The organism is Herbaspirillum sp. RV1423 (assembly GCF_000577615.1).
Taxonomy (GTDB): Bacteria; Pseudomonadota; Gammaproteobacteria; order Burkholderiales; family Burkholderiaceae_D; genus Herbaspirillum.
In genome coordinates, this window is sequence record NZ_CBXX010000001.1 from 319,126 (window position 1) to 332,009 (window position 12,884).

The window sequence follows — 12,884 nt, forward strand, 5'->3', positions numbered from 1 at the left end:
CGCCTTGTAGTGGAACGACTACAAAGCACTATCAAAGCGACAACTCAAGAATAGGTCAGACAGGCAGCAACTGATGCCGCACGGCGTACATGGCAATGCCGACATCGTTGCCGGCGCCGGTCTTTTCGAGGATGCGACTGCGGTAGGTGCTGACGGTATTGGGACTCAGCGTGAGCTGATCGGCGATCTCCTTGACGCTGCGCCCGGCGGCGATCAACTGGAACACCTGGTATTCGCGATGCGACAGCGTCTCGTGCGCGGCGCGCTGGGTGCCGGCGGAACGCACACTGAGTTCGGCCGCCAGCGTCTCGGCCATGTGCGGACTGACGTACACGCCGCCGTCGGCGGCCTTGCGGATCGCCGCCACCAGTTGCTCGGTGTCGGCGCTCTTGTTCAGATAACCCGCGGCGCCGAGCCGGTAGCAGCGCGCCGCATATTGTTTCTCGGGATAGGTCGACAGCATCAGCACCGGCAGGCGCGGCATCTCCTGCTTCAACTGGCGCAGCACGTCCAGCCCGTCCTGATGCGGGATCGCGATGTCCAGCAAGACCAGATCGATCGCCTCCACGCGCGCCTTGCGCAGCACTTCGGGACCGTCGGCGCATTCAGCCGCCACCTCGATATCGGGGGTGTCGGCCAGGATCTGCTTGAGGCCCTCGCGCACGATGCGATGGTCGTCGCACAGCAGAATACGGATCATGGTTTTCCTTGTGGCTGTCATTGTTGCCGTCGTTATTGCTTTTGCATGCCCTTCTTATACATCGCTCCTGAGCGGCAAGACAAGGCGCACTCGCGTACCCCGGTTGACGCCTGCGCCGCCGCTTTCCGGTGCAACATCCGCACCATCAATGGCGTTTTCGATGCTTAACGCGCCAGCAAAGTGCAAGGCCCGCTCGCGCATGCCCATCACGCCATACGATCTGGGGTTCGCCAACGCCGCCGCCGGCACGCCGATGCCGTTGTCCTCCACTTCCATCTCCAGTTGCCGCGGCGTCAGGCGCACGGCGATCCTCACCGCGCTTGCTTGCGAATGCTGCGCCACATTGCTGAGCATTTCCTGGAAGATACGAAACGCCGCCGTCGCGAGCGTGCCTTGCGGCGCAAACGCCTGCGGCGAAATGTCGAAACCGACTTCGCACGGCAGCTCGGTCGCTTCGGAAAATTCCTGCACCTGCCACTCCAGCGCCGCGATCAAGCCCTGGTGATCCAGGATGCTCGGCCGCAAATCGGTGATGATGCGGCCGACGTTATCGACCGCCGCCTCGATCAGCCGGTTCATGCTCGCACACTTGCGCGCCACCGGTTCGCGGTCGGCGACACGGCTCGCCATCCAGTTCACGTCGAGCTTCAGCGCTACCAGCAAACTGCCCAGTTCGTCATGAATCTCGCGCGCAATGCGCGTGCGTTCATCCTCGCGCACCGAATGCGCATGCGCCGACAGCTCGCGCACCTGCATCAGCGCCGCCGACAACTCGCGCGTGCGCTCGGCCACACGCTGCTCCAGCTCTGCCTTGGCGCGCTGCAACTGCTCCTCGGCCAGTCGCCGCTTGGAAATATCGCTGAACGTGATGACCGCCCCGCGCACCTGCCCGCCGTCGACGATCTGATACGAGGAATATTCGGTGGGAAACGCGGTTCCGTCGGCGCGCCAGAACACCTCCTGATCGACCCGACAAGATTCGCCCTTGCGGAACGCCTTCAGGATCGGACATTCCTCTTCCGGATAATGGCCGCCGTGTTCATGGCTGTGATGGACCAGCTCGTGCATGTTCTTGCCCAACACCTGCTCGACCTGATAGCCGAGCATTTCCGCCCCGGCGCGATTGATGAAGGTGCAGCGGCCGTCGAGGTCGATGCCGTAGATGCCTTCGCCGGTGGAGTCCAGCAGGAGGGTCAGTTTGTCGCGCAGCAGGGTTGCATCGCTGGAACCCTGCGCGACAGAAGTGATCTGTCCGATCGATTTTATTTCAGTAGGGGCGAACATCTGCATTCCGGGTTCTATGGGTACGGAATGACGTGCAAAGCGCATGCCAGTATCACGCCACCCGCTTCCCATGCCGGCCCGTGCTAATATCCCTGAGGATCTCACGTTGCCCTCTTCGCTGAAACAAGGAGATTGCTGGTATCTCCCTGGCCTGTACACAGCATCCGGATAATCCCTTATTGGAGAAATACATGGGAGCTTGGTCACACGAGTCGTTTGGTAACGATGATGCTTGCGATTTCGGGTCTGACCTTCAGGATGCCGACGATCTGTCGATGGTCGAAGAAGCGCTCGACGCCGTTGTGGAAATCGGCAACGACTATCTCGAGGCGCCGGAAGCATCAAGGGCGATTGCCGCTGCTGAAGTAGTGGCAAGACTGCAAGGTAACTGGGGAAGCCGCGACGCCTACTCGGAGACCGTGGATGCATGGGTCGAGAACAAGAAGCTGGTTCCCGATCCGATGCTCGTACAAAAAGCCGATGAAGCAATCGAGCGTATCCTGGCCGAGCCGTCGGAGCTGTTGGAGTTATGGCTGGAATCCGACAACAGCGACGTGTGGATGAAGTCGGTGCTGGATTTGAGAAGCAGGCTGTCCCCGCAGTAGCCGGAATACAAAAAGCCAATGCCGCCTTCAGCGGGAGCCGAAGGCGGCATTGGCGTTTTCGTCGGCGGAAGGACATGCCGCAACATCAGGGCATGTACTGCCCGCCATTCACATCGATGATCTGCCCGGTCACATACCCCGACAACTCATCCGACGCCAGGTACAGGAATGCGCCGTCGCATTCTCGCGGATCGCCGATGCGACCCATCGGGATGGTCTTGCGGAACGACTCCAGTTGTTCCGGCGTGGTGAAACGCTCCTGGAACGGCGTCATGATCACGCCCGGCGCCACCGCGTTGACGCGGATGTGATCCGGCTGCAGCTCCTTTGCCATGCCGCGCGTGATGGTGCTGACGAAGCCTTTCGACGCGGCATAAATTAATGCGCCGGGGCCGCCGCCGTGGCGCGCCGCGACCGAAGTGACATTGATGATGTTGCCGCCGCCCTGCTTGCGCATGACCGGAATCACGGCGCGCGTGAACGCCACCACCGAGCGCGCGTTGATCTGCACGACTTCGTCGAACAGGTCGTCGCTGATTTTTTCCAGCGCCTCGCGCTTGACCAGGCTGCCGGCGTTGTTGATGAGCACGTCGATGCGGCCGAGTTGCTCGACCGCACTGGCGACAGCCTTGTCGATGGCCTTGCTGTCGCGCACGTCGGCGCCGATGGTGATGGCCTTGCTTTCACCCTTGCCGCCCTTGCGGATGTCTGCGGCGACGGCTTCGGCTTCGCTTGCGGACTTGTTGTAGTGGACCACGACATGCGCGCCCCTGGCGCCGAAGGCGCGTGCCGCCGATGCGCCGATGCCGGTGCTGGCGCCGCTGATGAAGACGACTTTTCCTGCCAAATCTTTCATTGCTGTTCTCCTGGGGAAATTGACTGACAACGTGAACCAAAGGTGAGTCACGTTCCGGCTCGTTTCAACGGTTTGTATTCTGTGAGGGCCGGACTATTTTTTCTTCTGAGCAAATCGGGATTCATTGTGGCGCATTTTCGAAATACAGGTGCGAGCGCCGGCAAAACCATCAATCGTGCACCGATTCGTCCTTGTTCTCCGCCGCCCCGCGATACGCGTCGCGCACGCGGATGAGGTGGGTGCGCATGGCTTCGGAAGCGCGTTGCGGATGGCGTGCCTTCAGCGCAGCCAGGATGTCGCGGTGGTCTTGCAAGCTGCGCTCGAGCGTCGCCGGGATGCGCGAGGTAATGCTGCGGCTCTTCTTGCCAAGCAGGTAGAGGCTGCCCGCGATGCTTTGCAGGAAAGGATTGTCGCAAGCCTCGATGATGGCTTCGTGGAACTCGACATCGGCGGCAGAGAAAGCGGCCGGGTCGCTCAGCAGGCGCGCTTCGTCCTCGACGTTGCGGGAGAGGCGTTCCAGTTCTTCTTCCGGCATGTGCGTGGCGGCCAGCGCGGCGACGCCGGTTTCGATGATCATCCGGGCATCGAACAATGCTTCGAGCGTGCCGGCGTTGAGGTCGATGATCATTTCCAGCGGTTCGAGCAGTTCGCGCGTTTCGAGTTTGCCGACGAAGGTGCCCTCGCCTTGGCGGATACGCAGCAAACCCAGCAGCGCCAGTCCACGGATCGCTTCACGCACGGCCGGACGACCTACGCCCAGCATGGCCGCCAGTTCGCGCTCGGGCGGAAGCTGTTGGCCGGGCTTGAGCAAGCCGCTGCGGATCATGGTGAGCAGACGCTGCGCCACCTGCTCGGAGATGGATTTTTGTACGATGGGATCGAAGGACATGGAATGTGCTGGTTATATTGCCCGCGGCTCAATGGCGAGCCAGTGGTAAGACCATTGGGTATGCAGAGAATAGGTGCGACCTCCACGTGTGTCAAGCGCGGCTTCCCCAATAGTCAAACCTTTTGCCTGACGTTATGGCAATACAAGCCGCGACGTTCAGTCGCGGCACAAGCCTCAGGGTGCGCTGGCCTGATCCAGTTGACGGATGGCGTCATCGTCCAGTGAAAGCTGCGTCGCAGCGATCAGCGCATCCATCTGTTCCAGCGACGTGGCGCTGGCGATCGGCGCGGTGATGCCGGGACGCGCGATCAGCCATGCCAGCGCCACGCTGGCCGGGGTGCTGGCGTATCGACCGGCGACGGCGTCGAGTGCGGCGAGGATGCGCAGGCCGCGCGGGTTCAGGTAGTTCTGCGTCTTGCCACCGCGCGTGCTCTTGCCGAGGTCTTTCTCAGAACGGTATTTGCCGCTGAGGAAACCGCTGGCGAGCGAATAATAATTGATGACGCCGATACCTTCCTTGAGGCAGTACTGTTCAAGATTGTTTTCATAATCGGCGCGGGAATACAGGTTGTATTCCGGCTGCAAGGTCTGGTACAGCGGATAGCCGTGTTCGAGGCTGATCTTGCGCGCCTGGTCCAGCCTGTCGACGCCGTAATTGGAGGCACCGATCAGGCGCACCTTGCCCTGCTGCACCAGCTCACCGTAGGTTTGCAGCGTCTCTTCCAGCGGTGTGCTCCGGTCATCGGCATGCGATTGATAGAGGTCGATGTAATCAGTCTGCAGGCGCCTGAGCGAATCCTCGACGGCGCGCCTGATGTAAGCCGCGGACAGGCCGACCTTGCCGTCGCCCATGTCCTTGCCGACCTTGGTGGCGATCACCAGCTTGTCGCGTTTGCCGCTTTGCCTGATCCATTTGCCGATCACGGTTTCAGACTCGCCGCCCTTGTTGCCGTCGGCCCAGCGCGAATAGACATCGGCGGTGTCGACCAGGTTGAGGCCGGCGTCGACGAATTTGTCGAGCAGGGAAAATGAGGTCGCTTCGTCCACGGTCCAGCCGAACACATTGCCGCCGAACGCCAGCGGTGCGACTTCAATGGAAGAGTTGCCCAGTTTGCGATGTTTGGCTTGCTTGCCGGTCATGGTCATTGCGAGATCTCCGTATGCCGAAAAATAATGATTCTATGCCCGATCCGCTTTTGCCGCCGGACACCCTCTCAGGCTCTATACTTACAGTCAGGATCGCATCGCCTCCGGCTGCACCGTTCTCCTCATCGTCTCATTTTTCTTTTGTCTGCTTGCCGATGGAAATCGTCTTTACCGTTTTAATCCTCTTGCTGGCCGTCGCCGTCTCCGGCGTGGCCGCGCGTCTGGCGCCGTTCAAGCTGCCGTTGCCGCTGTTCCAGATCGGCCTGGGCGCGGTGCTGGCGCTGCCGCTGTTCGGCCTGCGCATCAGCTTCGATCCGGAACTGTTCCTGCTGCTGTTCATCCCGCCGCTGCTGTTCACCGACGGCTGGCGCATGCCCAAGCGCGAATTCTTCCGGCTGGCGCAGCCGATCCTGGCGCTGGCGCTGGGCCTGGTGCTGTTCACGGTGGTCGGCGTCGGTTATTTCATCCACTGGATGATTCCCGTGATCGCGCTTCCTTCGGCATTTGCCCTGGCGGCCGTGCTGTCGCCCACCGACGCCGTGGCGGTGGCCTCCATCATCGGCAAGGGACGCCTGCCGCCGACCATGCAACACGTGCTCGAAGGCGAAGCGCTGATGAACGACGCGTCCGGCCTGGTGGCGTTCAAGTTCGCCATCATCGCGGTGCTGTCGGGCACCTTCTCGCTGCTCGACGCCGGCATCAGCTTCACGCTGATTTCCATCGGCGGCATTGCGATCGGCCTGATCGTGGCCTGGGGCTTCGGCCTGATCCGCCGCAAGATCATCGAATGGAGCGGCGACGAACCCGGCATCCAGGTCGTGCTGCTGCTGCTGATCCCGTTCACCGCTTATATCTTCGCCGAACATTTCGGCTTGTCGGGCATCCTGTCGGCAGTCGCCGCCGGCATGCTGATGCCTTATATCGAAACCGCCGGCGCCGAATCGGCGGCCACGCGCATGCAGAGCCAGAGCATCCTGACCATGCTCGAATTCGTCTTCAACGGCATGTCGTTCATCCTGCTCGGCTTGCAGTTGCCGGGTATCGTCAGCCTCGCGCATCTCGACGCGAAAATGGCCGGCAACGTGCCGGTGTGGCATCTGTTCGCCTACATCGCGGCGATCACGGCGGCGCTGATTGCGCTGCGCTTCATCTGGGTGTGGTTCAACCTGCGCCTGCGGCGCTTCTCCGATGCCCTGCGCGGGCAGCGCGCCAAACGGCGCTATTTCGACGTGCGCCTGATCAGCATCACCTCGCTGGCCGGCGTACGCGGCGCGATCACGCTGGCCGGCGTGATGTCGATTCCGCTGCTGATGCCGGATGGCCGCGCCTTTCCGGCGCGCGACCTGCTGATTTTCCTGGCCACGGGGGTGATCATTTTCTCGCTGCTGAGCGGCAGTTTCCTGTTGCCGTGGCTGTTGAAAGGCCTGCAGCTCGACGCCGAAAACCTGCGTCGCCGCAACGAAGGAATGCTGGCGCGCCTGCGTGTTTCCGAAGCCGCCGTGCGCGGCATCGAAGAAGCGCAGGAACGCATCGGCGCGCAGCTTGACCAGGATGACCTGGCCCTGCTGACCGAAGTCAGCGGCAGCCTGCTGGCGACTTATCGCATGCGCATGGATGCTGAAAGCGGCTCGGAAGAAACCCACCGCGTCGCCAACCGCTTCAAGCAGTTCGAACGCGAACTGCGACTGGAAGCGATCCGCGCCGAGCGTCGCGAGGTCCATCGCCTGCGCGCGGAACAACAGATCAACGACGAAACCTTCCTGGCGCTGATCAACCAGATCGACCTGGCTGAAACCTGGCTGCTGGGGTCGCTCAGCGCCTCGCATTGATTCAATGCATTCCCCCGTCGTCCTGACGAAAGTCAGGACTCAGCGGCGTGAAGCAGCGGACGATCGATATGCCAGCCTCGGTACGACGCTGGGCCCCAGCCTTCGCTGGGACGACGGAGGGTTATGGCAGGCTGCGGTTAATTGCTGGAAAGCCCAAAAACTGAACGATAAAAAAACGGCGTCATGCCCATCGCATGACGCCGTTTTCATATGAGCGAAAAATCAGTTCGCTTGCGATACCAAGGCGTTGCTCAGGTCGCCGATCGGCTTGCCGCCGTTGGCCTGGATCGCCTTGTCGCGCACGGCGATGCCGTCGAGCACCGGCAAGGACCAGCGGCGCGTGACGAAGCGCAGGATCGAGCTGGTGTCGTACAGGCTGTCGTCGACGTAGCCTTTCTTGGCATAAGGCGAAATGAGGATGGTCGGGATGCGTGTTCCCGGCCCCCATTTGTCGGCCTTGGGCGGCGCAGCGTGATCCCAGAAGCCGCCGTTTTCGTCATAAGTAACGATGATCAGCATGTGCTTCCATTGCGGACTCTGGCGCAGCTTGTTGACCACTTCGGCGATATGCGCGTCGCCCGAGGCCACGTCGGCATAACCGGCATGCTGGTTCAGGTTGCCCTGCGGCTTGTAAAACGAAACGGCGGGCAATTTTCCTGCGGCGGCGTCTTGCAGGAAGCTGGCGTCAAAGTCCTTCAGATGCTCGGCGCGGTACGCCGCATGCTTGACCGGATCCATGCTGGCGAAATAGTTGAACGGCTGGTGATGGAACTGGAAGTTCGGCGTCGGCGTCGGGAATTTGCGGTCGCCTTGCGCCACTTTCAGCGTCGAATTCCAGGCGCCCGCGTACCAGGCCCAGCTCACGCCCTTGTCGGTCAGCAGGTCGCCGATATTCTTTTGCGTCTGCGGCGGCAGCGTCGACGCACTGTTCGCGTCAGCATATGCCCTGGCGGCGTCGTCAGCGGACGGCGCCACGTTGCTCGGCTGGTACGGCGGCTGCATGGTGTTGATGGCGTAGAACATGCCCTTCTCGTCAGCCGGCGTCAGCGTACCGTCGTTGGCGTATTTCGGCGCGCCGTCGAGGGTCGACTTCGGCGAACCGGCAGCCGGCGTCAGACGCACGAAATTGCCGTTGGCGTCGACATCGATTTTGGAGATGCCGCCCTTGGCCGGCGACTTGTCGGCATTCGGATATTGCGGCGTGCAGGCGCAGATCAGGAACTGGTGATTCTGGAAAGAGCCGCCGAAGGTGCCGATGAAGAAGTTGTCGGCCAGCGTGTATTCGCGCGCCAGTTGCCACATCGCCATCTTGCTGCCGTCGTAATAGCCCATCGACAATCCGCCGGCGTCGGAATAGGTGGCGAACTTGTCGTTCCTGCCGCCGTTGATCTGCATCTGGTTATTGTAGAAGCGATGCACCAGGTCGCGCGTAATGACGCTGGACTCCAGCGCCAGGCCATCCTTGCCATCGATCTGGAAAGGCTTGTTCGGCATGCCGGCGGACTGCGCCTGCGTAATCACCTTGCTCTGTCCCGGCGCGGTCACGCCGCCCCAGGTCGGCGGCAGCACCGGCAGCACCGCGCCGTCGACGTCGACCTGCGGCAGATACGCGCCTTTGGCACTCGGATTGACGCCGGGGATGCCGTTGGCGCCCGGGAACAGGCCGTACAGGGTATCGAAGCCGCGGTTTTCGGCATAGATCACCACCACGGTGTCGATGTTGCGCACCGCGGCGTCGCTGCCGGCGATGTTGGCGTTGCCGCCGCAAGCGGCGAGACCGACCGCAACGGCGGCGGCAAGAAAGGAAAGGCGTATTGGCTGGCTGAACGACTGGCTGAATTGAGCACGCATGGATATTCTCTTTTTTGGAATCGCACAAGGAAGATGCTGCAGGATAAGGCTGCTATGCTAGCCCGCAAATATAACCACAAAATGACATTGCCGCGGCAATCCTGATACTTCATATTTGCGTCATATTGCCTTGCTATGCTCACTCCATGAAAGTCCTGCTTATTGTCGCGGCCGCAGCAGCCGCCGTCTTCGCCGCCCTGCATGCGGACAGCCAGCCGCCCGCCGAGGCCGCTCCCGCCTACGCCAATGCCGCTTACGCGCCGCCCGCCGGACGCCGCGCCAGCGTCGAAGAAATGACCGCGCTGGGCCGCACCATGTTTTTCGATCCATCCTTGTCAGCTTCCGGTCAGCAATCGTGCGCGACTTGCCACAGCCCCGATCATGCTTTCGGGCCGCCCAACGATTTGTCGGTGCAGCTCGGCGGCAAGGACATGAAGACCGCCGGCACGCGCGCCGTACCCTCGTTGCGCTACGCACAGAATACGCCGCCCTTCAGCGAGCATTTCCATGACGACGACGGCGACGACAGCATCGATGCCGGCCCGACCGGCGGCCGGACCTGGGACGGCCGCGCCGATTCGGCCCATGACCAGGCCCGCATCCCGCTGCTGTCGCCGCATGAAATGGCCAACGCCGACGCCGCCGAAGTCGTCGCCAAACTGAAGCGCGCGCCGTATGCCGCGCAATTGCGCGCCGCTTTCGGCGACACGGTTTTCGACAACACGGACCGGGCATTCCAGGCGGCGCTGATGGCGCTCGAAGTATTCCAGGAAAGTCCGGCCGATTTCTACCCCTACACCAGCAAATACGACGCCTACCTGCGCAAGCAAACGCAACTCAACGCACAGGAACTGCGCGGCCTGGAATTGTTCAACGATCCGGGCAAAGGCAATTGCGCCTCGTGCCACATCAGCGAAATCCTGCCCAACGGCGCTTTCCCGCAATTCACCGACTACGGCCTGATCGCCGTCGGCGTGCCGCGCAACAAGAAGATTCCGGCCAACGCCGATCCGCGCTACTACGATTTCGGCCTGTGCGGGCCGGAACGCAACGACTTCAAGGACAAGCCGGAATACTGCGGCCTGTTCAAGACGCCGACCTTGCGCAATATCGCGCTGCGCCGGAGCTTCTTCCACAACGGCGTGTTCCATACGCTGGAGGAAGTCATGCAGTTCTATGTACAGCGCGACACGAATCCGGAGAAATGGTATCCGCGCAACCGCGACGGCAGCATCCGCAAGTTCGACGACCTGCTGCCGGAGCATTTTTCCAATGTGAACATGGAGCCGCCGTTCGACCGTCAGCCCGGCGACAAACCGGCGCTCGACGACGCCGAGATCAAGGATGTGATTGCGTTCCTGAAGACGCTGACGGACGGCTATAAACCGTAGCAGGCGCTCGCCACGCGCCAAAGGTGAGAGCCATAGATAGCCTCGTTGCGAAGAGACATTCACAGACACGTTAACGGCAAAAACCCGCCATCAGCGGGTTCTTTATCTCAAAGTCCAGCTATCGGATACGGATCAGGCAGTCGTGCTGATCGTGGTGCCGATGACTTCCCCATTGGAATTGCGCGAGGCCTGAGTTGCCTGCGCTTGGCGAGCGGCTTCCGCGCGCTGTTCGTCGATCTTGCGCTGTGCGTTTTCGGCATCCTGGCGAGCCTGTGCGGCGCGCGCGCTGTCGAGATTGCTCACCGACGGACCGGAATTGGGAGAACTGGGAACAGCGCCAGGAGAGCTGGCAGTAATTGCGACGTCCATAAAGATCACCTTTCATTGCCTGGGAACAGAGCAGTCCGGTCGTAACACTGTGCGGACGTGAAGCCATCTTACACCTTTGAATGCGCTTGCCAAGCTACGGAAGCGTTTGCTTACAAAGCGGGATTGCCGTCGCGACAACTTGCGAAAAACAGGGTCATGCCGTAATGGCAACGCATCTTGATGCGATGACAATCAATGACAATCCGGGACGTTCTGATCCAGGTACACCTCGAAGGCGACGTGGTTGACCCACTTTTTTTTCAGTTCCGGCCAGAAACCACCCGCGGCCCAGTCTGCGCTTGTCTGTCTCAGATAAGAAATTGACTTTGCGTCATCGGCGCGCACCGCAAACACCAGCGTCCGGCGGCTTTGCACCGGCAGGCGCGCAGAGAATTTTTTCCATTCCGGCAACTTCAGCAAATCATTGAGCATGGTGTCGTCATGCACGGCGGCGTCGCAGGCGCCGATGCGTAAAGACAACAGCGAATCGGCCGGCGCGCGCTGCACTTTTTCTATCGCGCCGTATTTCGCTGCAATCTTACCGACATAAGCCCCGCCTTCGGACAGGCACACGGTGCGCCCCTTGAGCTGCTCCCAGCTCTTGATATCGGTATCGCTGCGCATGATTGCCATCGCACCGGCACTGTAACCGGTCGGGATGAGCACGACGCCGGCGTCGCGTCGCAAAGGATCATTGTCATCAACCAGCGCCAGCACCACGTCGGCTCGCCCCGATCTGATCCATTGCGCAGCGTTGCTGTTGTCCGTCTTGGACATACCCAGTTTGACCTTCAGACGTTTTCCGAGGTCTTCGACCAACGTCGACTCGGGACTTTCCGGCGTACGGAATTTGGCGCCGGCGACATAGGCCGGCAAGGGATACGACACGCCGGCGACCAGCGTGCCGCGCTGTCGCCCTGCGTCGATACCGCTGTCCGCTGCTTGCGCCGACGCCAGCAAGGACACATGCAACAGAACGGAAACGGCGAGTTTCATGACGTGCATTTCACGACGGCATCAGACGTACTGATAGCGCAACAAGCGGTGCTTGAGATTTTCCAGGATCACCTGATCGATCAGCGCAGCAAGAATCGCAATCGCGAGGATGTTGGTCATCACGCCGACCATGTCCGCGGTCTCGCCCGAATACGCCAGCGTACGGCCCAGGCCTTTGCCGAAACCGACCAGCATCTCCGCCGAAATCAGCGCGCGCCAGGCGTTGCCGAACGCCAGTTGGGCGCCGGTGATCAGTTCCGGCATGACCGCCGGCAGATACACGCGGCGTAACATGCCCCAACGCGTCGCGCCCATCACGCGCGCAGCGGACACATGCACCTGCTGCACGCTCTCGGTCGCATTCATCACCGACAGGGCCGCCGGGAAAAACGCCGCGATCGCGACGACGACGATGATCGGCAAATTGCCGAAACCCATCAGGATCAGGAACAACGGCACCCAGGCGATCGACGGAATCGACTGCAAAATGATGATGGCCGACTTCAGCACTTCGCGGAAGAAGAACATCACCGCGCCCAGCAAACCGAAACCGATGCCCAGCAGCAGCGCCGCGCCGTACCCGCCGCCGAGGCGCGTCAGGCTGCCCCACAGCGCGGTGCGGAAAGCCGGCGCCTGCACCTCTTCCCACAAGCGCGCCAGCACGGTCGGCACGCCCGGCATGAGGAAGTCCGGCAACGACCACGCAGCGATCTGCCACATCAACAAAATGAAAGCGATCGCCAACATCATGGCAAGCTTTTTACGATAACCGGTAATGCGACGCTGAGAGCTCATAAGTTAGAACTGAGTAGAAATACAATGGCCGACGAAGTCGTCGGCCTGAATCGAAATCACGTTTTTTAAAATACTTAGAAAACCATCGCGGATCAGCAAGCGTAGCGAGCCGGTCAAGTTTGCATCGAGAAGCGGAGCCGTACGGATGTACGGTGAGCATCGCAGACGCAAAT

At 61.2% G+C, this 12,884-nt stretch carries 12 protein-coding genes; 3 read left to right on the forward strand and 9 right to left on the reverse strand.

From position 1 onward, the window contains the following. Window positions 1-55: 55 nt before the first annotated feature. Window positions 56-700, reverse strand: a complete 645-nt coding sequence (locus tag RV1423_RS01455; protein ID WP_034292312.1) for a response regulator transcription factor — start codon at window positions 698-700, stop codon at window positions 56-58. A gap of 54 nt (window positions 701-754) precedes the next feature. Beyond that, window positions 755-1,990 carry a PAS domain S-box protein gene (locus RV1423_RS01460; protein ID WP_034292314.1) on the reverse strand — a complete coding sequence of 412 codons (1,236 nt, stop codon included), beginning with the start codon at window positions 1,988-1,990 and terminating at the stop codon, window positions 755-757. A gap of 185 nt (window positions 1,991-2,175) precedes the next feature. On the opposite strand from RV1423_RS01460, the gene RV1423_RS01465 reads away from it, so the two are divergent. Then, complete coding sequence (locus RV1423_RS01465) at window positions 2,176-2,589, forward strand: DUF4259 domain-containing protein (RefSeq protein ID WP_034292316.1); 414 nt, start codon at window positions 2,176-2,178, stop codon at window positions 2,587-2,589. An 85-nt stretch (window positions 2,590-2,674) separates the two neighbouring features. On the opposite strand, the gene RV1423_RS01470 is transcribed toward RV1423_RS01465, so the two are convergent. From RV1423_RS01470 to RV1423_RS01480, 3 genes are all read right to left on the reverse strand, one after another. After that, entirely contained in the window at window positions 2,675-3,445 is a 771-nt protein-coding gene (locus RV1423_RS01470; protein ID WP_034292317.1) for an SDR family NAD(P)-dependent oxidoreductase, read from the reverse strand. Between the two features lie 169 nt (window positions 3,446-3,614). Beyond that, complete coding sequence (locus RV1423_RS01475) at window positions 3,615-4,334, reverse strand: FadR/GntR family transcriptional regulator (RefSeq protein WP_034292319.1); 720 nt, start codon at window positions 4,332-4,334, stop codon at window positions 3,615-3,617. A 174-nt stretch (window positions 4,335-4,508) separates the two neighbouring features. Continuing rightward, window positions 4,509-5,474 (reverse strand): aldo/keto reductase, encoded by a 966-nt coding sequence (locus tag RV1423_RS01480; protein WP_034292535.1) that lies wholly within the window; start codon window positions 5,472-5,474, stop codon window positions 4,509-4,511. 161 nt (window positions 5,475-5,635) lie between these two features. Between RV1423_RS01480 and RV1423_RS01485 the strand changes: the two genes are divergently transcribed. After that, window positions 5,636-7,309 carry a Na+/H+ antiporter gene (locus RV1423_RS01485; protein ID WP_034292322.1) on the forward strand — a complete coding sequence of 558 codons (1,674 nt, stop codon included), beginning with the start codon at window positions 5,636-5,638 and terminating at the stop codon, window positions 7,307-7,309. Between the two features lie 222 nt (window positions 7,310-7,531). Here the strand turns inward: RV1423_RS01485 and acpA are convergent, their stop codons facing one another. Further along, on the reverse strand, window positions 7,532-9,160 hold the full coding sequence (gene acpA, locus RV1423_RS01490) for an acid phosphatase (RefSeq protein ID WP_051516408.1): 1,629 nt from the start codon (window positions 9,158-9,160) through the stop codon (window positions 7,532-7,534). Window positions 9,161-9,306: 146 nt separating this feature from the next. Between acpA and RV1423_RS01495 the strand changes: the two genes are divergently transcribed. Continuing rightward, window positions 9,307-10,551, forward strand: a complete 1,245-nt coding sequence (locus RV1423_RS01495; protein WP_034292324.1) for a cytochrome-c peroxidase — start codon at window positions 9,307-9,309, stop codon at window positions 10,549-10,551. A gap of 132 nt (window positions 10,552-10,683) precedes the next feature. Here RV1423_RS01495 and RV1423_RS01500 read toward each other — a convergent pair whose 3' ends face one another. The 3 genes from RV1423_RS01500 to RV1423_RS01510 all read right to left on the reverse strand — a co-directional run bounded on the left by RV1423_RS01500 (window position 10,684) and on the right by RV1423_RS01510 (window position 12,711). Further along, window positions 10,684-10,920 (reverse strand): hypothetical protein, encoded by a 237-nt coding sequence (locus RV1423_RS01500; RefSeq protein WP_034292326.1) that lies wholly within the window; start codon window positions 10,918-10,920, stop codon window positions 10,684-10,686. A 192-nt stretch (window positions 10,921-11,112) separates the two neighbouring features. Beyond that, on the reverse strand, window positions 11,113-11,916 hold the full coding sequence (locus RV1423_RS01505; RefSeq protein WP_081768641.1) for a transporter substrate-binding domain-containing protein: 804 nt from the start codon (window positions 11,914-11,916) through the stop codon (window positions 11,113-11,115). Between the two features lie 21 nt (window positions 11,917-11,937). After that, window positions 11,938-12,711 (reverse strand): ABC transporter permease, encoded by a 774-nt coding sequence (locus RV1423_RS01510; RefSeq protein ID WP_034292328.1) that lies wholly within the window; start codon window positions 12,709-12,711, stop codon window positions 11,938-11,940. Between the last annotated feature and the right edge of the window lie 173 nt (window positions 12,712-12,884).